Source organism: Streptomyces sp. NPDC049585 (assembly GCF_040675615.1).
GTDB lineage: Bacteria > Actinomycetota > Actinomycetes > Streptomycetales > Streptomycetaceae > Streptomyces > Streptomyces luteosporeus.
The window spans coordinates 1-19189 of the sequence record NZ_JBFAPE010000004.1 but is presented as its reverse complement, the minus strand read 5'-3'; the positions used below and the strand labels follow the sequence as shown (position 1 = coordinate 19189).

The 19189-nt window shown below is 71.8% G+C and carries 16 protein-coding genes, 2 pseudogenes and 1 riboswitch; of the genes and pseudogenes, 4 read left to right on the top strand and 14 right to left on the bottom strand.

What is annotated here, in order from left to right; translation table 11 throughout:
- Nucleotides 1-27: 27 nt before the first annotated feature.
- From AB0K17_RS06165 to AB0K17_RS06155, 3 genes and pseudogenes are all read right to left on the bottom strand, one after another.
- A pseudogene (locus AB0K17_RS06165) lies at nucleotides 28-811 on the bottom strand (Tn3 family transposase); the annotation flags it as partial.
- Between the two features lie 42 nt (nucleotides 812-853).
- Entirely contained in the window at nucleotides 854-1579 is a 726-nt protein-coding gene (locus AB0K17_RS06160) for a CPBP family intramembrane glutamic endopeptidase (protein ID WP_365982454.1), read from the bottom strand.
- 203 nt (nucleotides 1580-1782) lie between these two features.
- Nucleotides 1783-3285, bottom strand: a complete 1503-nt coding sequence (locus AB0K17_RS06155; RefSeq protein WP_365968529.1) for a glutamate-cysteine ligase family protein — start codon at nucleotides 3283-3285, stop codon at nucleotides 1783-1785.
- A 483-nt stretch (nucleotides 3286-3768) separates the two neighbouring features.
- Between AB0K17_RS06155 and AB0K17_RS06150 the strand changes: the two genes are divergently transcribed.
- Both AB0K17_RS06150 and AB0K17_RS06145 read left to right on the top strand, forming a co-directional pair.
- Nucleotides 3769-4356 (top strand): hypothetical protein, encoded by a 588-nt coding sequence (locus tag AB0K17_RS06150; RefSeq protein WP_365968534.1) that lies wholly within the window; start codon nucleotides 3769-3771, stop codon nucleotides 4354-4356.
- Between the two features lie 317 nt (nucleotides 4357-4673).
- Complete coding sequence (locus AB0K17_RS06145) at nucleotides 4674-4871, top strand: DUF5999 family protein (protein ID WP_365968530.1); 198 nt, start codon at nucleotides 4674-4676, stop codon at nucleotides 4869-4871.
- Nucleotides 4872-4956: 85 nt separating this feature from the next.
- On the opposite strand, the gene gcvP is transcribed toward AB0K17_RS06145, so the two are convergent.
- Nucleotides 4957-7842: an aminomethyl-transferring glycine dehydrogenase gene (gcvP, locus tag AB0K17_RS06140; protein WP_365970285.1), complete on the bottom strand. Its 2886-nt coding sequence runs from the start codon at nucleotides 7840-7842 to the stop codon at nucleotides 4957-4959.
- Between the two features lie 188 nt (nucleotides 7843-8030).
- Nucleotides 8031-8130: riboswitch (glycine riboswitch) on the bottom strand.
- A gap of 113 nt (nucleotides 8131-8243) precedes the next feature.
- On the opposite strand from gcvP, the gene AB0K17_RS06135 reads away from it, so the two are divergent.
- Complete coding sequence (locus AB0K17_RS06135; RefSeq protein WP_365970284.1) at nucleotides 8244-8630, top strand: PRC-barrel domain-containing protein; 387 nt, start codon at nucleotides 8244-8246, stop codon at nucleotides 8628-8630.
- A gap of 228 nt (nucleotides 8631-8858) precedes the next feature.
- On the opposite strand, the gene AB0K17_RS06130 is transcribed toward AB0K17_RS06135, so the two are convergent.
- From AB0K17_RS06130 to AB0K17_RS06085, 10 genes are all read right to left on the bottom strand, one after another.
- Nucleotides 8859-10352 (bottom strand): DNA polymerase IV, encoded by a 1494-nt coding sequence (locus AB0K17_RS06130; RefSeq protein ID WP_365970218.1) that lies wholly within the window; start codon nucleotides 10350-10352, stop codon nucleotides 8859-8861.
- 66 nt (nucleotides 10353-10418) lie between these two features.
- On the bottom strand, nucleotides 10419-11060 hold the full coding sequence (locus AB0K17_RS06125; protein WP_365982248.1) for a MerR family transcriptional regulator: 642 nt from the start codon (nucleotides 11058-11060) through the stop codon (nucleotides 10419-10421).
- Nucleotides 11061-11237: 177 nt separating this feature from the next.
- Nucleotides 11238-11711 (bottom strand): bifunctional nuclease family protein, encoded by a 474-nt coding sequence (locus tag AB0K17_RS06120; protein ID WP_365970220.1) that lies wholly within the window; start codon nucleotides 11709-11711, stop codon nucleotides 11238-11240.
- A 51-nt stretch (nucleotides 11712-11762) separates the two neighbouring features.
- A complete protein-coding gene (locus tag AB0K17_RS06115; RefSeq protein ID WP_365970222.1) occupies nucleotides 11763-12551 on the bottom strand; it encodes a MerR family transcriptional regulator in 789 nt (262 codons plus the stop codon).
- 35 nt (nucleotides 12552-12586) lie between these two features.
- Nucleotides 12587-13432 carry an FHA domain-containing protein gene (locus tag AB0K17_RS06110; RefSeq protein WP_365982247.1) on the bottom strand — a complete coding sequence of 282 codons (846 nt, stop codon included), beginning with the start codon at nucleotides 13430-13432 and terminating at the stop codon, nucleotides 12587-12589.
- A 130-nt stretch (nucleotides 13433-13562) separates the two neighbouring features.
- Complete coding sequence (locus AB0K17_RS06105) at nucleotides 13563-14492, bottom strand: DUF881 domain-containing protein (protein ID WP_365982246.1); 930 nt, start codon at nucleotides 14490-14492, stop codon at nucleotides 13563-13565.
- A 9-nt stretch (nucleotides 14493-14501) separates the two neighbouring features.
- Nucleotides 14502-14834, bottom strand: a complete 333-nt coding sequence (locus tag AB0K17_RS06100; protein WP_071964751.1) for a small basic family protein — start codon at nucleotides 14832-14834, stop codon at nucleotides 14502-14504.
- The gene (locus AB0K17_RS06095; protein ID WP_365982245.1) at nucleotides 14831-15721 is read right to left on the bottom strand and encodes a DUF881 domain-containing protein; all 891 of its coding nucleotides are present in this window, start codon (nucleotides 15719-15721) and stop codon (nucleotides 14831-14833) included. The genes AB0K17_RS06100 and AB0K17_RS06095 overlap by 4 nt, the downstream gene beginning before the upstream one ends.
- 90 nt (nucleotides 15722-15811) lie before the next feature.
- On the bottom strand, nucleotides 15812-18307 hold the full coding sequence (locus tag AB0K17_RS06090; protein WP_365970226.1) for a mannose-1-phosphate guanyltransferase: 2496 nt from the start codon (nucleotides 18305-18307) through the stop codon (nucleotides 15812-15814).
- A gap of 97 nt (nucleotides 18308-18404) precedes the next feature.
- Nucleotides 18405-18995: a CDP-alcohol phosphatidyltransferase family protein gene (locus AB0K17_RS06085; protein WP_365982244.1), complete on the bottom strand. Its 591-nt coding sequence runs from the start codon at nucleotides 18993-18995 to the stop codon at nucleotides 18405-18407.
- A 110-nt stretch (nucleotides 18996-19105) separates the two neighbouring features.
- Between AB0K17_RS06085 and AB0K17_RS06080 the strand changes: the two are divergent.
- A pseudogene (locus tag AB0K17_RS06080) lies at nucleotides 19106-19189 on the top strand (M23 family peptidase); the annotation flags it as partial.

Sequence of the window (19189 nt, the reverse complement as noted above, 5' to 3'; positions counted from 1 at the left end):
CGTCGGCTCACACCCCGGTAGTTCGGTCAACAGGTCCTCCATCCCGTCCCGGTACGCCTGGTGGATGGTGCCGCGCTTGCCGTGGCACACGTCCCGGGCGAGCTTGTGGCGGGACTCCTGCACGGTCAGCTGCCGGTTCATCTGGCGGGGGTAGGTGTCGTCCACCGGGGGTCGACCACGGCCAGCAGGTGCAACGTCTTGGCGATCCGCCCGTACTCGGCGAACGCCTGCCCCAGCGGGGTGGGACGACCGTCGCGGCCGAACATCCGCAGCAGGTCGTAGGCCCGCACCTGGTTGGTGACCAGGGAGCCTGCCGCCCTCAGCATGTCCGGCCAGTGCGTGATCACCTTGTTCAGTTCACCCGGTTCCGCGTGATGTCCTCCAGCGGCCCGTACGTCCCCGTCTGAACCCCCGGCATCGTCGCCCGCCAGAACCGCTGGTCATCCAGGTCACGGAAGCGCGAGCTGAAGTTGTAGCCGAGGATCTTGAACAGGCCGAACACCATGCCGAAGTACTTCGGCGACGGGGCGGCGTTGATCGTGCGGACGGGGACGACGAACCGCAGCCAGTCCACCGACGCCAGCAGCCCATCCCCCCAGTACCGGACGATGGGCACCTCGGCCTGGGCGGCGATCAGCGCGGCGTTCGCCGCGGCGATCGTGTCCGCGCGCAGGGAGAACTGGTCGACGTGGACCAGCCGGGAGCGGGTCAGGGCCTCGACGGCGGGGTTGACCACCGGGGTCAGGCCGATGTTGCACGCCTCCGACACCAGCAGCGCGACCACGGACGTGGTGAGGTCCTTCATGCGGGTGGTGCCGCATGAACGGCGAGCTGCTGGCCTGAGCGGGCGGCGTCAGGCGGTGGGCAACCAGTCGACCTTGCCGGCCAGGAGCGCGTACCCGACGAAGGCCACGACGTCGATGAGCGCATGCGCGGCCACCAGCGGCCCCACGCGCCGCCAGCGCCGGTACAGCAGGACGAAGACGACGCCCATCACCATGTTGCCGACGAGGCCGCCGATGCCCTGGTAGAGGTGGTACGAGCCGCGCAGGACGGCGCTGGTGGCCAGGGCGGCCGCCGGTGACCAGCCCAGCTGCCCGAGCCGGCGCAGCAGGTAGCCGACGACCACGACCTCTTCGAGCACCGCGTTCTGCACGGCGGACAGGATCAGTACGGGGATCCGCCACCACACGTGGGGCAGGTGCTCGGGCACCACGGTCAGATTCAGGCCGGCTGCCCGGACGGCGAGGTAGAACAGCAGCCCGGTGCCGCCGATCGCCGTCGCGAGGCCGGCGCCGCGGGTGAGGTCGAAGGCGGGCCGGGTGCGGTCGAGGCCGATGGCGCCCGGCCCGGCGCCCTCGCGTAGCAGCAGGTGGGCGACGAGGAGGACGGGCACGAGCGCGGTGGCGATGCCGAACAGCTGCCAGGCCAGGTCGAGCCATGGACGGCCGGGCGCGTGCGAGGCGTTGAGGGTGGCGGCCTGGTCCTTCAGGCCGCCGGGCCGGGTCGCCGCCCCGATGAAGCTGATCAGTGCGGCGACGGCGCTGGCCCCGAGCGAGAGGGCCAGCACGATCAGCAGCTCGGACCGTAGGACGGGCCGGGGCGGCGCCTCGCCGGGCCACTGCCCGCCGGCGCCGCCCGGCGCGGTGCCGGACGCGGTGCCCGCGCCGCCGTCGGGAGCGTTGTGCCGCACTGCCGCCTCCGTCTGCCCATCTCGTGCCCGTCAGGTCGTCACAGCTTGCCCGACCGGGGGCACCGGGGACGAACCGGGGCGGCCGCGGGTCAGCAGCCGGCGCCGTCCGGCCAGGTGTGCACGGGGTCGCCGGTGCGCATCAGCTCGCAGTACTCCCGGGTGGTGGCCGCCAGTGCCTGCTCGCGGTCCAGGCCCCGCTCCCGGGCGCGGTGGTAGGTGGCGGCCTGCCAGGAGGCGCCGTTGATCCGGCGCCGGCAGCGGCCTTCGATGATGCCGAGGTAGTGGTCGCGGTCGGCGGGCTCGACGCCCCAGGCGTCGAGGCCGGCCGCGGCGAGCGGCAGCAGCTCGTCCAGGACGAGCCGGACGGCCGCGACGCGCGCCGGGGCGCCGCCGCGGCCCGCGCGGGGCCAGCGCAGATCGGCCTCGATGCCGTGGCGGCAGGCGACGTCGAAGTTGTCGGCGGCCACCGCGAACGGCATGCGCGTCCACACCGGCCGGGGCTCCTCGGCCAGCGCCCTGATCAGCCCGTAGTAGAAGGCGGCGTTGGCGATCACGTCGGGGACGGTGGGCCCGGCGGGCAGGACGCGGTTCTCCACGCGCAGGTGGGGCACGCCGTCGGCGATGCCGTAGACGGGCCGGTTCCAGCGGTAGACGGTGCCGTTGTGCAGGGTGAGCTCCTGCAGGGCCGGTATGCCGCCCTCGTCGAGCACGCGCAGCGGGTCCTCGTCGCCGCAGATGGGCAGAAGCGGTGGGAAGAAGCGGACGTTCTCCTCGAACAGCTCGTAGGCCGAGGAGATCCAGCGCTCGCCGAACCAGGTGCGCGGGCGCACCCCCTGGGCCTGCAGCTCGGGCGGGCGGGTGTCGGTGGACTGCACGAACAGCGGCGGCCGCGACTCGCGCCACAGTTCCCGGCCGAAGAGGAAGGGGGAGTTGGCGCCGACGGCTATCTGCACGGCCGCGACCGCCTGGGCGGCGTTCCACACCGCCGCGAAGCGGCCGGGGGTGACCTGCAGGTGGAGCTGGACCGACGTGCAGGCGGCCTCGGGAGCGATGGACCGCGCGGTGCAGGTCAGCCGCTCCACGCCGGCGATGTCGATGGTGAACTCCTCGCCGCGGGCGGCGACGACCTGGTCGTTGAGCAGGACGTAGCGGTCACCGGCGGAGAGGTTGCCGTGCACGAGGTGCTCGTCGGTGAGCGTGGGCAGAATCCCGATCATCACAATTCCGGAATCGACTTCCCGGGCCCGGCGGTCGGCGTACGACAAGCCGGTGCGCAGCTCCTCGGCGAGCTGGTCGAGAACGCGCCCGGAGAGGCGGTGCGGGACGATGTTCACTTCCAGGTTGAACTGACCGAGTTCGGTTTGGAAATCCCCGCTTGCGATGCGCTCCAGCACCTCGGCATTCACCATGCTCGGCATGCCGTCGGAACCCGCGAGATTCAGCTCGATCTCAAGCCCCATGAGATTGCGCGGGCGGTCGAACCGCTTCTCCTCCAACAGCCTCCCCAGCCCGTCGAGGCACCGCCTGAGCTTGTCCCGGTGGCGTCGCCGGTCGGCGAGGTCGAACCCCACGGCGACGACCTTCTCACCCATTGAAGCGTCCTTCCTCAGGCAGGGCCGTCCGCGGCACCGGTCGCCTTGTCACGGTCGATGATGCCCAGGCGGGACGATCCATAACGCCCCGCGGCGGCCGCACAACCGGTAGGCTCCGACCGAGCGCACTCCGGCACATTCCGTCGGCATGACGGCCGCGTCCACCCGCCACGTCGGGCGCTGGTGATAAAGACCGACGGGTTCCGGCCTACCGCGCGGGGCGCCGAGGCCGAGGTCGGACGCTCGGGCGGGCGACAAATTCACCGAAATCACCCCGTGAATGGGACCTGAATTCCCCTTGCCGGAAATGCCCGCGACAGCTAGCCGAAACACTGCGTGAACATGTGTCGTATAAACTCCGCTCAGAGGCGGAGAGCACGCGCCCTGGAGTCGGTCCGGCCCCCTCCGACCCGCAACGCCGACGGCGTCGTTCGCACCTGCCGCAGCTCCACCGTTGTCTCCTTGAGCGAGAGGCGACCCACCATGCCGCTGCACGTTCCCCCTGCCCCCGCGCCTGCCCTGCACAGCGTCAGCACGGCCCTCGCGTCCCCCGCCGCGGTCCGTGAGGCCCGCACCCCTTCGCTGCGGTCCGCCCGTGCCCCGTTCCCGACCGAACCCGCCCTGCCCGTCCACGTCCTGGTGCGGGCGGCGGCCCGCGGCGGGGCGCCGCGCACCCGGCTGACCGGCTGGCGGTTCCCCATCACCGACGGCGAACGGACGGTGGCGGCCGGCGAGGCCGTCGTCACCGCCGACGGCTGGTCGTTCTCCCACTTCTTCGAAGGGCCGTACCTGGCCGCCACGGAAGTGGCACTGCGCCAGGCCGGCCAGCTGACCGCGCCGTACCAGCCGCGGCTGCTGTCCGTGCCGGAGCTGTACATGCTCACGCTGTGGCTGCACGCGGACGCGGCGGCCGACGCCGCGACCGAGCTGTTCGCCCCGGGCGACCTGCTGGTGCCGCTCGCCCCGGCGCCACCGGGCTTCGCCCCGCACCGGCCGTACCGGGCCGCCGATCTGCTGCCCGTGCTCGCCCTGCGGCTGGCCCCCGCCGCGTCCCTGAAGGCGACCGCCTGACGCACGCAGCGGACCGCCACGGTGCCCCGCATCCCGGTGAGCCGGGGAGGCGGGGCGCCGTGGCATGCCCGGCCGCCCTCACCCTCACGGACTAGCCCCCGGTGACCATGCCCGAACCACCCGTTGGGGCAGTCCTGTTGGGAGCAACCGCCCGCTCGGGTGATGCGTCATCATCCTGAGAGGAGCGTCATCCGGAAATCCCTGCGGAATCCGGCCCGTGGGGGAACACTGGAACCGACCGATCGATGTAAACGGGGGGCGGCATGACAACCGCATCGAGCCGCAGCACAGCCACCTCAGAGCGAAAGATCACTCCCATGTGCCCGCATCAGCCCACGTGCCCGTCAGCCGACTCCGCCGACCGGGAGGCCGCCCACCTGGTGGCCACCTACCCGGAACAGGGCTGGAGCCTCCTGTGCAACGGCGTCCTCTGCTTCGAGGACACCGGTGAGCTGCTGCCGGACGGGCAGATCATCGCCCCGCACCGGGCCCTGGACGTGGTGACCGCCGCCTGAGGCGGCCGGCAGGGGGAAAAGGACCGGGGCCGGTCCGGCGCACATGCGCCGGACCGGCCCCGAAGCGTACGGGGCACAGGCCCCGTCAGCCGTCGTACTCCTCCAGCGGCGGGCAGGAGCACACCAGGTTGCGGTCGCCGTAGGCACCGTCGATGCGGCGCACCGGCGGCCAGTACTTGTCGGCGGCGACGACACCGGCCGGGAAGACGGCCTCCTCGCGGCTGTACGGGTGCTCCCACGCACCGGCGACGCAGGCCGCGGTGTGGGGGGCGTTGCGCAGCGGGTTGTCGTCCTTGTCCCACTCCCCCGAGCCGACCTTCTCGATCTCGGCGCGGATGGCGATCATCGCCTCGCAGAACCGGTCGAGTTCGGCCAGGTCCTCGCTCTCGGTCGGCTCGATCATCAGCGTGCCGGCCACGGGGAAGGACATGGTCGGCGCGTGGAAGCCGTAGTCGATCAGGCGCTTGGCGACGTCGTCGACGCTCACGCCGGTCGCCTTGGTCAGCGGCCGCAGGTCGATGATGCACTCGTGGGCGACCAGACCGCCCGGGCCGGTGTAGAGCACCGGGAAGTGCGGCTCCAGGCGCTTGGCGATGTAGTTGGCGCCCAGCACCGCGACCTGGGTGGCGCGCTTGAGGCCCTCGCCGCCCATCAGACGCACGTACGACCAGGAGATCGGCAGGATGCCCGCGGAGCCCCAGGGCGCGGCCGAGATCGGCCCCACGCCGGTCTCGGGCCCGGCGGTGGGCTGCAGCGGGTGGTTGGGCAGGTACGGCGCGAGGTGGGCGCGCACCGCCACCGGGCCGACGCCGGGACCGCCGCCGCCGTGCGGGATGCAGAAGGTCTTGTGCAGGTTCAGGTGCGAGACGTCGCCGCCGAAGCGGCCCGGCTTGGCCAGGCCCACCAGGGCGTTGAGGTTGGCGCCGTCGACGTAGACCTGGCCGCCGGCGTCGTGGACGGCGGCGCAGATGTCGGCGACGTGCTCCTCGAAGACGCCGTGCGTGGACGGGTAGGTGATCATCAGTACGGAGAGCTCGTCGCGGTACTGCTCGATCTTGGCGCGCAGGTCCTCGACGTCGATCTCGCCGTCGTCGGCGGTCCGCACGACCACGACCTTCATGCCGGCCATCACGGCGCTGGCGGCGTTGGTGCCGTGCGCGGAGGACGGGATGAGGCAGACGGTGCGCTGCGTGTCGCCGTTGGCGCGGTGGTAGGCGCGCACGGCCAGCAGGCCCGCGAGCTCGCCCTGGGAGCCGGCGTTGGGCTGGAGGGAGACCTTGTCGTAGCCGGTGACCTCGGCCAGGCGCTCCTCGAGCTCGGTGATCAGGGTGCGGTAGCCCGCGGCCTGCTCGACGGGCGCGAAGGGGTGCAGCGCGCCGAACTCCGGCCAGGTGACCGGCTCCATCTCGGTGGTCGCGTTGAGCTTCATGGTGCACGAGCCCAGCGGGATCATGCCACGGTCCAGCGCGTAGTCCCGGTCGGCGAGGCGGCGCAGGTAGCGCAGCATCGCGGTCTCGGAGCGGTGCTGGTGGAAGACGGGGTGCGCGAGGTACTCGTCGGTGCGCAGCAGGCCCTCGGGCAGGGCGTCGGCCACGACCGCGTCCAGCTGCTCGACGTCGGCGTCGACGCCGAACGCGGCCCACACGGCGGCGAGCTGCTCGCGGGTGGTGGTCTCGTCGCAGGCGATGCCGACCCGGTCGGCGTCCGTCAGGCGCAGGTTGACGCCGCGCTCGCGGGCGGCCTCGACGACGGCCGCGGCCCGGCCGGGCACCTTCGCGGTCAGCGTGTCGAAGTACGCGCCGTGCTCCAGCTCGACGCCGCCGGCGCGCAGGCCCTCGGCGAGGATCGCGGCGTAGCGGTGGGTGCGGCGGGCGATGGCGGCCAGGCCCTCGGGGCCGTGGTAGACCGCGTACATGCCGGCCATCACGGCGAGCAGCACCTGGGCGGTGCAGATGTTGCTGGTGGCCTTCTCGCGCCGGATGTGCTGCTCGCGGGTCTGCAGGGCCAGGCGGTAGGCCTTGGTGCCGTCGGCGTCGACGGAGACGCCGACGAGGCGGCCGGGCAGGCTGCGGGCGTAGGCGTCGCGCACGGCCATGTAGCCGGCGTGCGGGCCGCCGAAGCCCATGGGCACGCCGAAGCGCTGGGTGGTGCCCACCGCGATGTCGGCGCCGAGCTCCCCGGGCGGGGTGAGCAGCGTCAGGGCGAGCAGGTCGGCCGCGACGGTGACGATCGCGCCGAGCTCATGGGCCTGCTCGACGACGGGGCGCAGGTCGCGCACGGCGCCGGAGGCGCCGGGGTACTGCAGCAGCACGCCGAAGACGCCGCGCTCGGCGATCTCCGCGGGGATGCCGGCCGACAGGTCGGCGACCACGACCTCCACACCGGTGGGCTCGGCGCGGGTCTCGATGACGGCGATCGTCTGCGGGAGGGTGTCGGCGTCGACCAGGTAGACGCCCTTCTTGACCTTGCCCACGCGCCGGGACAGCGACATGGCCTCGGCCGCGGCCGTGCCCTCGTCCAGGAGCGAGGCGCCGGAGGTCGGCAGCCCCGTCAGGTCGGCGACGACGGTCTGGAAGTTGAGCAGCGCCTCCAGGCGGCCCTGCGAGATCTCCGGCTGGTACGGCGTGTATGCCGTGTACCAGGCGGGGTTCTCCATGACGTTGCGCAGGATCACCGGCGGGGTGAACGTGCCGTGGTAGCCCAGGCCGATCATCGGCGCGAGGACCTGGTTGCGCCCGGCGAGCTCGCGCAGCTCCGCGAGCACCTCCGCCTCGCTGCGGGCGGCGGGCAGCGCGAGCGCCTCGGCGCTCTTGATCACTTCCGGTACGGCGGCGGCGGTCAGCTCGTCGAGGGAGCCGTAGCCGACCTGGGCGAGCATCTTGGCCTGGGCCTCGGCGTCCGGTCCTATGTGCCGGCGCTCGAAGGGGGTGCTCCGCTCCAGGTCGGAGAGGGAGCTGCGGTGGGCTGTCATCTGCGGAGGCCTCCTGGTCACTGCGACCTGCGAGGGGTACCACGGCGCGGGTACCCGGACGGCCTCCCCCTCTGTCATCTCAACCTGAGAGCTTCACCGGGCCACGGACGCGGACCGGCTTTCACCGTCGGTGAGGAGGGGCTTCGGCGTGGTGCCTGACCTGGGCCCGCCCTGCTTTCCAGAGTGACCTCTTCCGTGCGGTACCGGGTGCCTGAGAGATTCCGGGGAGGATTTGCTCCTTCGGCGCCCCCGCCTGCTCGCGACGGAGGACTCTCCCGCACGGGTTCTGCGGCCAATCGTCAGCCTACCAGCGCGCCTTTCCGGGCGGATCTCCCGAGTGGCCCCTTCCTGCTTTGTGGCTTTTCGTGGGTCTGAGGGCCGCGGAACGCCAGGGAGGAACCGTGCAGACCGACATCGACCCCAGGAGCCTGATCGGCCGCAAGGCCTTCGACCGGGCCGGCACGCGCATCGGGACCGTCGACGAGGTGTACCTCGACGACGTGACCGGCGTACCGGAGTGGGCGGCGGTACGCACCGGCTTCTTCGGCCGCGACGCGTTCGTCCCCCTGGAGGTGAGCTCGGTCGAGGAGGACGGCCTGCGCGTCCCCTTCGACCGCGCCCTGATCCGCCAGTCCCCGGGCTTCGGCGTGGGCCGCCACCTGTCGCCCCAACAGGAACTCCAGCTCTACCGCCACTACGGCCTGGCCCTACCGGACCCGGAACGGGGCCCGGCCCCGGGGCCGGCCGACGCCGGCCCACCGACCAACGGCTCGGCCACCGGTCCGTAGGGCCGGGGGTCCGGCCTACGGGCCAGGGCCTGTCCGGCGGATCGTGCTGCGCCCCGTCAGGGGCGCGGGGAACTGCGCGATCGGCCACCGGCGGTCTGCGGCCGAGACTCGGCCCCGGGGCGTGCAGCACGGCACTCCCTCTGCGGGCGCGTCGTGGCTTGTCGCGCAGTTCCCCGCGCCCCTTCGGGACGCCGTGGTGGCGCATGACGAAGACTCGCCGGACACGCCTCAGGCCGCCGCCGGTCCCCCGGACTCGGGCTCGGCCGGCCCCGGGCCGCCGGACTCGGGGCCGGAGGCCCCACGCGTGCCCGGGCCCTCCGGCTCCGGGCCGGCGGGCGGAGGCCCGGGCGGCACCGGTGCGGGGCCGGGGGCGCCTGCGGCGTCCGGCGCGGGGCGGATCAGGGGGAGGGGGTCGGACGGTTCCAGGGCGGGGTCGTCCACGTCGAGCGTGCGGATCCGGCCCGGCGCGGACCAGGGGGTCTCGAAGCGGACCGTGACGCGGCCCAGGCCGCTGCCCTGGACCCAGCCGGCGCCGTACTCGGCGTGGTGCACGTCCACGCCGGGCGACCAGCGCCTCGGGGCGGGCAGCGCCTCGGTCGGGGTGGGCGGCGCGGCCTCCGCGGCGGTCTCCGGCGCCGTCTGCGTGGCGCTCGCGGCCTGGGCGAAGAGGTCCTCCTGGGTGTAGTCGGCGAGCCCGGAGACGCCGACGCCGAGCAGGCGCACGCCGGCGGTGGTGTCGACCCCGTCGAGCAGTCTGGCAGCCGCCTCGCGCACGACGGCCACGTCGTCCGTGGGGCCGCGCAGGGTCTCGGAGCGGGTCAGCGTGGAGAAGTCGTAGCTGCGGACCTTGATGACGACCGTGCGCCCGGAGCGTCCGGCGGCGCGCAGCCGCTGCACGCACCGCTCGGCGAGGCGGGCGAGCTCGTACTGGACGCGGGTGCGGTCGGTGAGGTCCTCGGCGAAGGTGTCCTCCACGGAGACCGACTTCGCGTCGCGCTCGGCGACGACGGGCCGGTCGTCGTGGCCGGTGGCCAGGGCGTACAGGCCGGCGCCGTGGGCCTTGCCCAGGAGGCGGACGAGCTCGGCCTCGCCCGCCTCGGCGGTCTCCGCGACGGTGGTGATCCCGGCGCGCCGCAACGTTTCGGCAGTGGCGGGCCCGACGCCGGGGATGGCCCGTACCGACATGGGTCCGAGGACTTCCAGCTCGGTGCCGGGCTCGATGAGCACGAGCCCGTCCGGCTTGGCCTCCTCGGAGGCGATCTTGGCGAGCATCTTGGAGCCGGCGAGCCCGACGGAGCCGGTCAGGCCGGTGGCGGCGCGGATGTCGCGCCGCAACCGCTCGCCCACGCGGCGTGCCGCCGCCGACGTCGGCTCGGTGCCGCCGGCTTCCAGGTCGACGAAGGCCTCGTCCAGGCTGAGCGGCTCGACCAGCGGCGACAGCTCGCCCAGCAGCCGCATGACCGTCCGGCTGACCTCCTGGTAGAGGCCGAAGCGCGGGGTGAGGTAGGCGGCGTTGGGGCACAGCCGGCGCGCCTGGGCGGTGGCCATGGCGGAGCGGACGCCGAAGACCCGCGCCTCGTAGGAGGCGGTGGCGACGACGCCGCGCGGCCCGATGCCGCCCACGACCACCGGCTTTCCGCGCAGGCTCGGTTTGGACGCCTGCTCCACCGAGGCGTAGAAGGCATCCATGTCCAGATGCAGGATCGTCGGCGCACCCCTCACAGGAGTAGATGCTGCCGCATGCCACTGACAATGGGCCGGGACCGGGTGCCCGTGGCACCCGGTCGCTCAGCCCGCCCGGTTGCTGCGGCGCCGGGCCAGCTCGTCACCGGGGTGGTGGCCGACGAGGGTCTCGCCGGTGTCCACGCGCTCCCCGTGCAGCTGGGCCAGCGCATTCTCCACGTCGCGCCAGACGACGCCGACGGCGATGCCGAAGACGCCCTGGCCGCCCTGGAGGAGGTCGACGACCTCGTCGGGCGAGGTGCACTCGTAGACCGTGGCGCCGTCGCTCATGAGCGTCATCTGCGCCAGGTCGGCCACGCCGCGCTCCCGCAGGTGCTGCACCGCGGTGCGGATGTTCTGCAGCGAGACCCCGGTGTCCAGCAGCCGTTTGACGATCTTCAGGACGACGACGTCCCGGAAGCTGTAGAGCCGCTGGCTGCCCGAGCCGTACGCGGGCCGCACGCTGGGCTCGACGAGCCCGGTGCGCGCCCAGTAGTCCAGCTGGCGATAGGTGATGCCCGCGGCGGCGCACGCCGTGGGCCCGCGGTATCCGATGTCGTCGGTGCCGCGGGAGGTGCCGGAGCCGGTGTCGCTCCCCCGCGGCGTGGTGACCGCTGTCGTGGCTGAATAGCGGGGCACTGGTTCGACCGTTCCCCCACGCAGCGGATACGGACCGCCGACCGCCGTACCGTCGCCCGTGCTTCTCACGCCGACCTCCGTCCTTGACCTGCCTTCTCGACGGTAGGCAGTCGCCCGGGGTGCGTCAACGATCGCCACACTCGGCACGCCGAGTGATAATCACCTTGAGAGTGGTTTCACGTGTCCGGTCAGCGGGAAAACTGCTCGAATGCGGCAATCCGCCCAGATGCTGCGCCCCGGCGGTGCCTACTGGTTGCTGCTGCCGAAGTCCTCGGGCGAGATCTGGTCGAGGAACTCGCGGAACTTCTCCACCTCGTCCTCCTGCTCGTCCGGGATGGCGATTCCCGCGTCGTCCAGCACCCCGTCGCTGCCGTAGATCGGCGTTCCGGTGCGCAGGGCCAGCGCTATGGCGTCGGACGGCCGGGCGCTGACCTCCACCCCGCTGGCGAAGACCAGCTCCGCGTAGAACACGCCTTCGCGCAGGTCGGTGATGCGGACCTCGGCGAGCTGCTGCCCCACCGCCTCCAGGACGTCCTTGAAGAGGTCATGGGTCAGCGGCCGGGCCGGCGTCATGCCCTGCTGGGCGAAGGCGATGGCGGTCGCCTCGCCGGGGCCGATCCAGATCGGCAGGTACCGGTCGCCGCCCACTTCCCGCAGGAGCACGATCGGCTGGTTTGAGGGCATTTCCACCCGGACACCCACGACATCGAGCTCGTTCACACAGCAACCCTAGGCCGTGGTCGGCAGGTTTGGGTAGTCGGGCACCCGCCGTCACCGGCTCCTGGGCTGCAGCGCGGCCCGTACGAGGGCGGCGTGCAGCCGTACGGACAGGGCGGCCAGCTCCCGGGCCGTGGCCTCGGCGTGCGCCCTGGTCTGGGGGTTGCGGTGCCTGCGCAGGGGTGCGACCACCTGTTCGACCAGGCCCGCCTCGCGGTCGGCGGCGGCCTTCACGGACCGCAGGTGCCTCGGCTCCAGTCCGTAGCGGCCCAGGTCGGCGACGAGCTTGGCGATGGTGACGGCGTCGGCGTCGAATCCGCCGTCCGGGTGGGGCACGAGCAGCCCGTAGGACTCCCACTCCACCAGCTCGGCCTCGGTGACTCCGGCACCCGCCAGCAGCTCCCCACGGCCGATCCTGGCGGCGGGAGCGCCCTCGGGGCCGCCCGGGGCCGCCGCACCGGCGACGGTGGCCTCGTCGACCTCCGGATCGCCGGCGAGGTCCAGCGCGTCGCGCGGCTGGGCGGGGGCGGGCAGCTGGACCCGCTCGCCGCGGGCCAGGGCCTCCAGGTGCTCCCGGATGACCTTCAGGGGCAGGTAGTGATCACGCTGCATGCGCAGCACGAGGGCGAGGCGCTCCACGTCCTGCGTGCTGAACTTGCGGTAGCCCGAGGGGGTGCGCTGCGGCTCCACCAGGCCCTCCGCCTCCAGGAAACGGATCTTGGAGATGGTGACCTCGGGGAACTCCTCGCGCAGCAGGTTGAGCACCGTGCCGATGCTCACCAGCCGGCCCTCCGCACCGGCGGCACCGGCCGAACCGGTACCGCCCGACGGTGTTCGCAGCATGGCCCTTCCCCTCGCGGGTCGTCCGCTGCCCGCTGTCAGTAGCCCCGCTGGCTGCCGAAGAAGACCAGACGGTACTTGCCGATCTGCACCTCGTCGCCGTTCGACAGCTGAACGGACTCGATCTGCTCACGGTTGACGTACGTGCCGTTGAGGCTGCCGACGTCGGTGACGGTGAAGCCGCCGTCCGGCTGCCGACGGAACTCCACGTGCCGGCGGGAGACCGTGACGTCGTCGAGGAAGATGTCGCTCTGCGGGTGGCGGCCGGCGGTGGTGACGTCGGCGTCCAGCAGGAAGCGGCTGCCCGAGTTCGGCCCGCGGCGCACCACCAGCAGCGCCGAGCCCATCGGCAGCGCCTCGACCGCGGCCTGGGCCTCGGGCGAGAGGGCCGGGATCGGCGTCTGACCGGTGGTCTCCGAGTCGTACGCCTCCAGACCGGAGATGGAGATGGTCGAGGTCGTCTCCGAGGCGCGCTCGGCCACGGCACCGGGCCGCAGCGGCGCACCGCAGTTGGAGCAGAACCGGCTGGCTTCGGCGTTCCGGTGGCCACACCTCGTACATACCGGCAAGGCAAACCCTCCACCCGCACTTGAGGTCGCTGGTGCCCCGAAACCTATGCGCCCCGCCTGGGCAGGGTCAACAGAGGACGCGCCCGGACCACCCGGAATGTCACTTCCGTGCGCCCCCGGGACGTCCTGGTCCCGGAACAGCGGGCGACCCTCCTGGGTCCCCTCGCCGGCGTCCGCGGGACGCCCCGCGCGATGCCGGGCGGTGCCGCCCTCCTGGCGTGCGCTCTTGCCGAACAACTTCGCAAACAACTTCACGGGCGATTCCCCTTGACCGAAACAGACCCGCCCGTGGGGCAGGACGAACCCTTGCTGCACACACCGTCCGACCTGGACATCCGAACAACGTCCGCGGTCACCAGACAGTTTCCACCACGCGCACCGAGCCCGGTGCGCCGACCCCCCGCAACCTTCCGCCCCTCCCACGGGCCCCGTCGAAACGCCCGCCTCACTGCGATGACGACCGAGCGTAGTCAGGCCGCTTCGCCGGGCGCAAGGCGTCCACAACGATCTTCTCAGACCGGGAGACGGTCACGACGGCCTGCTCCTTCTCCAGAGTCTGCACCACACCACCAGGGATGTTGAGTGCCGGCTCGAGGTCCTGGGGCTTGCCGATGACCTTGAACTTATAGGGCTGCGAGACCTTCTTGCCATCGATCTCCACCTTCCCCGCGGAACCGGAGAAGTACGTGTCCGCCACGATGCGCACGTCGTTGATCTGGATCGCCTCGGCGCCGGCCGCCCTCAACTCCTGGATGGCGTCCAGCAGCTTGTCGGCCTCCACCGCGCCCTTGGGGTCGCTCACCGTGAGTTCGATGCCCGGCCCCTCGGCCGACACCGTGCCCGCCAGCACCCCGAGCTGCTCCTCCTTCTGCTCGGTCTGCTTGCGCGCCTCGGCCGCCTGGTTCGAGCTGCTCTCCAGCTGCGCCTTCTGGTTCTCCAGCCGCCGCTTCTCGTCGTCCAGCCGCTTGGTGCGGTTGTCCAGCTCGTCCAGGATGCGTACGAGGTCCTCCTGCCGGGCCCCGCGCAGGGCGCTGGTGTCGCTGGTGGAGCGCACCTGGATGGCCAGGCCGAGCCCGAGCACGCACAGCAGCAGCGCCACGGTCAGCTGGGCCCGCGTCAACCGCGGCGGCCACAGTCCGCTCAGCAACCGTTGACGCCCCGTCAACGGAGCAGGTCGTCCGGGCTCTTCCGCAGGCGGTACGGACTCCGGCTCCGGCTCCGCATCCACCCCCGGTCCGGGCTCCGGTCCGGGCTGCGGTCCGGGCTCCGCCTTCGGCGCGGTCGGCTCCGCCGGCTTCCCGGGCCCTTCCGGCTTTTCCGGCTTGTCGGGCTTTTCTTCCTTCTCCGGCTTGTCCGGCGTGTCCTCAGTGCTCATGGCTGTGCCTCACGCCCGGAAGATGTGCCGCCGGATGGCGGCGGCGTTGGAGAAGATGCGGATGCCGAGGACGACCACGACGCCGGTGGACAACTGCGCGCCCACGCCGAGCTTGTCGCCCAGGAACACGATCAGCGCCGCCACCACGACGTTGGACAGGAACGACACCACGAAGACCTTGTCGTCGAAGATGCCGTCGAGCATCGCCCGCAGGCCGCCGAACACCGCGTCCAGCGCCGCCACCACGGCGATGGGCAGGTAGGGCTCGACCGCCGTCGGCACCACGGGGCGGACGACGAGCCCGACCACGACTCCCACGATGAGGCCCAATACGGCGATCACGATGTGCCCTTCCCTGGCTTTGCGGTTCGTACGATCAGACTCGGGGCGGCCGGCAGCCGGACCTCGTCCTGGGCGGAAATGCTCGCGCGGACCCCGTAGTTCTGCTGCAGCACGTGCAGGTACTGTCCGTCGGCACTGTCCTGGAAAGCGGTGCTCAGCCGCTGACCGTCCCCGACCGCCAGCACCGTGTACGGCGGCGCCAGCGGTTTGTTGTCGACCAGTATGGCGTCACCCGCCGCCCTGATCGCCGACAACGAGGTCAGCCGCTGACCGTTGATGGCGACGGCCTCCGCCCCGGACTGCCACAGCCCGTTGACGACCCGCTGCATGTCACGGTCGCGCACCCGGCCCGTGTCGGAGAACCCGCTGCTCTCCCGCGGCCCGCCCCCACTGGTGCGAGCCTGCTTGGCATCGTCGATCACGATCTTGACCCCGGGGCCCTGCACGGGCGTGGCACCGGCCAGCAGCGAGACCAACTCGGCCCGGTCCCCGCCCTGTTTCCGCAGCGCCTCGCGCTGCGTGCTGCCCACCGAGTCGCGCAGCGCGTCGACGCTCTCCTGGAGCTTGTCGGCGGCCGCCGTCTCGCTCTGGATGCGGTTGATGAGCTGCTCGCGCTCCTTGGCGAGCGTCGGTGCCGATATCTGCGCCTGGACCGCCCCCAGGGTGACCACGGCGGCGGACAGCAACAGGGCCCCGGCCAGCCCCAGCCTGGCGCGCAGCCGGCCGGGCAGGCCCGTGCCACCCGCGGTCCGGCGGGCCGCCGCCTCGGCGTAACCGTCGTCCAGGGCGTGGTCCGTCACATTGGTCAGCAGCGACATGGAGGCGTCGGGGCGCGGAGGCGGCGACGAGGTGCTCCGAACGGGGGGCTGCTGCGACATGCCGCACATCGTCGCACGTCGGGGGCGCCGTCTCCCAATGGCCCCACCGGCGTGCCGGACAGGAACCCGGGAGACGGCGCCCGGAAGGTTGCCGAGGCGTCAGCGCCCGGCGCTCTCCACCACCGTCGACCACTCGTCGAGCAGGGCCTGCGCGGAGGCGTCGTCCGGGCCCTCCGCCCACAGGTGGGTCACGGCCTCGGCCGGATCGGGCAGCACCATGATCCAGCGCCCGTCCGCCTCCACCACCCGCACGCCGTCGGTGGTGTCCACCGAACGATCCCCGGCGGCCTCCACCACACGCCGCATCACCAGGCCCTTGACGGCCCACGGCGTGGCCAGGTCACGCCGCAGGACGTGCGCCCGCGGGATGCGCGCGTCTATCTGGCTGAGCGTGAGCTGCGTCCGCGCCACCAGGCCGATCAGGCGGACGAAGGCGGCCGTGCCGTCGAAGACACTGCTGAACTCCGGCACGATGAAGCCGCCGCGCCCGTCACCGCCGAAGATGGTCGACTCCTGCCGGCCGACCCTCGTCAGGTCGTCCGGCGACGTCGTCGTCCACTCCACCTGCGTGCCGTGGTACGCCGCCACCTGCTCGGCGATACGGGTCGTGGTCACCGGCAGCGCGACCCGGCCGCTGCGCCGCTCGGCGGCGACCAGGTCCAGCAGCACCAGCAGCGCCCGGTCGTCCTCCACGATGCGCCCGCGCTCGTCCACCAGCGAGATCCGCTCGCCCACCGGGTCGAACCGCACGCCGAACGCCGCCCGCGCCGAGGCCACCATCTCCCCCAGCCGCACCAGCCCGGAGCGCCGGGCGTCCGCGGTCTCCGTCGGACGCGCCTCGTCCAGGCCCGGATTGATGGTCAGCGCGTCCACGCCGAGCCGGCCCAGGAGGCTCGGCAGAACGAGACCGGCGCTGCCGTTGGAGGCGTCCACGACCACCTTCAGACCAGCCTCGGCGACCCCGGTGGTGTCGACCGACCGCAGCAGCGAGCCGGTGTAGGAGTCGTAGACGCTGGAGGGGAAGGACAGGTCGCCGATCTCCCCGGGGAAGGCCCTGCGGTACTCCTGGCGGGCGTAGACCCGGTCCAGCTTGCGCTGGCCGGCCTGCGACAGATCCGCACCCCGCTCGTCGAGGAACATGATGTCCACCGAGTCCGGCACGCCCGGCGACGTACGGATCATGATGCCGCCCGCGCTGCCCCGCGCCGTCTGCTGCCGCGCCACCGGCAACGGCACGTTCTCCAGGTCCCGTACGTCGATGGCGCTGGCCTGCAGGGCGGAGATCACCGCACGCTTCAGTGCCCGCGCGCCCCGGGAGTGGTCACGGGCCGTGGTGACGGTCGCGCCCTTCTTCAGCGTCGTGGCGTACGCACCGGCCAGCCGCACCGCGACCTCCGGGGTGATCTCCACGTTCAGGATGCCGGAGACGCCCCGGGCGCCGAAGAGATGGGCCTGCCCCCGCGACTCCCAGATCACCGAGGTGTTGACGAAGGCACCCGCCTCGATGGTCTTGAAGGGATAGACGCGGACGTTGCCCTGGATAATCGATTCCTCGCCGATGAGGCACTCGTCGCCGATGACGGCGCCGTCCTCGATCCGGGCCGCGCGCATGATGTCGGTGTTCTTTCCCACGACACAGCCGCGCAGATTGCTCTGCTGCCCGACGTACACGTTGTCGTGCACCACGGCCCTGTGCAGGAAGGCGCCCGACTTCACCACGACGTTCGAGCCGACCACCGTGTGCTCGCGAATCTCGGCGCCGGCTTCCACCTTCGCGTAGTCGCCGATGTACAGCGGCCCGCGCAGCACGGCGTCCGGATGCACGTCGGCGCCTTCCGCCACCCACACGCCCGGCGAGATCTCGAAGCCGTCGAGGTCGACGTCGACCTTCCCTTCGAGCACGTCGGCCTGGGCCTTGACATAGCTCTCGTGCGTGCCGACGTCCTCCCAGTAGCCCTCGGCGACATAGCCGTAGATGGGCTTGCCCTCCTTCATGAGCTTCGGGAAGACGTCGCCCGACCAGTCCACCGGGACATCGGGCTGGACGTAGTCGAAGACCTCCGGCTCCATCACGTAGATGCCGGTGTTGACGGTGTCGGAGAAGACCTGGCCCCAGGTCGGCTTCTCCAGGAAGCGCTCGACCCGGCCCGCCTCGTCGACAATGGTGATGCCGAACTCCAGCGGATTGGGCACCCGCGTCAGGCACACCGTCACCAGCGCGCCCTTTTCCTTGTGGAACCGAATGAGGTCCGTCAGGTCGAAATCGGTGAGGGCATCACCGGAGATGACGAGGAAGGCGTCGTCCTTGAGCGCCTCCTCCGCGTTCTTGACGCTGCCCGCCGTGCCGAGGGGCTTCTCCTCGTTGGCATAGGTGAGCTCCATGCCCAGTTCCTCGCCGTCACCGAAGTAATTGCGCACCAGCGAGGCGAGGAACTGTACGGTCACCACGGTCTCGGTCAGCCCGTGCCGTTTGAGCAGACGGAGCACATGCTCCATGATCGGCCGGTTGGCCACCGGTAGGAGCGGCTTGGGCATGCTCGAGGTCATCGGGCGAAGGCGGGTGCCTTCACCGCCGGCCATCACGACGGCCTTCATGTCGGAAGCGTCCTCCTTGCGAGACGACGGTCATGCCGACTTCACGCCCTTCACGCCTGGTAAGGCTCGGGACAGGGGCCGCCTGGGGGCGGCGCAATCAGTCGGCCGTGGCGTCCGCCTTGACCAGTCGGCGGACCTGCACCACGTAGAGGATCCCTGCCCACCAATAGAGGGTTGTACCCCATCCGGCGAACGCCCATCCGAAAATCGCGGCGAGCGACGCAACCCAGCCCGAACCGTCACTGAGAAGCAGCAACGGGAAGGCATACATCAGGTTGAAGGTCGCCGCCTTGCCCAGGAAGTTCACCTGCGGCGGCGGATAGCCGTGGCGCCGGAGGATCCCCACCATGACCAGCAGCATCGCTTCCCGCGCCAGCAGCGCCACGGTCAGCCAGAGCGGAAGGATCTCACGCCACGTCAGACCGAAGAGGGTGGAGAGCACGTAGAGCCGGTCGGCGGCCGGGTCGAGCAGCCGGCCGAGGCTGCTGATCTGGTTCCAGCGCCGGGCGAGCTTTCCGTCCAGGTAGTCACTGACGCCGCTGAGCGCCAGCACGAGCAGCGCCCAGCCGTCGTGCTTCGTGAGAATCAGCCACAGGAAGAGCGGAACGCCGACCAGACGCGCCATGCTGAGGATGTTCGGGATGGTGAGGACGCGGTCGGTCTGCACGCGCGTCTCCTGTACCTCCACCCGGGGGCCTCCTGTGGGGATATGTACCAACGATGTGATGTCCCACGACTTTACCCCCCATCGTCCGACCTCCGGACGGAGGGGTGGAAGGGGCCGACACGCTCGACAGCTCCTACGTCTCGACCTCCTACAAGGCCTCCAGTGGCCTGTGGTCCTCCGGCAGCCACACCGGCATCGACTTCCACGCCGAGACC

Coding starts and splice junctions, on each gene's coding strand:
- AB0K17_RS06155 (WP_365968529.1), bottom strand. CDS start 3,285: ATGGGTGAGAAGGTCGTCGCCGTGGGGTTCGACCTCGCCGACCGGCGA.
- AB0K17_RS06150 (WP_365968534.1), top strand. CDS start 3,769: ATGCCGCTGCACGTTCCCCCTGCCCCCGCGCCTGCCCTGCACAGCGTC.
- AB0K17_RS06145 (WP_365968530.1), top strand. CDS start 4,674: ATGTGCCCGCATCAGCCCACGTGCCCGTCAGCCGACTCCGCCGACCGG.
- gcvP (WP_365970285.1), bottom strand. CDS start 7,842: ATGACAGCCCACCGCAGCTCCCTCTCCGACCTGGAGCGGAGCACCCCC.
- AB0K17_RS06115 (WP_365970222.1), bottom strand. CDS start 12,551: ATGCTGCGAACACCGTCGGGCGGTACCGGTTCGGCCGGTGCCGCCGGT.
- AB0K17_RS06105 (WP_365982246.1), bottom strand. CDS start 14,492: ATGAGCACTGAGGACACGCCGGACAAGCCGGAGAAGGAAGAAAAGCCC.
- AB0K17_RS06095 (WP_365982245.1), bottom strand. CDS start 15,721: ATGTGCGGCATGTCGCAGCAGCCCCCCGTTCGGAGCACCTCGTCGCCG.
- AB0K17_RS06090 (WP_365970226.1), bottom strand. CDS start 18,307: ATGAAGGCCGTCGTGATGGCCGGCGGTGAAGGCACCCGCCTTCGCCCG.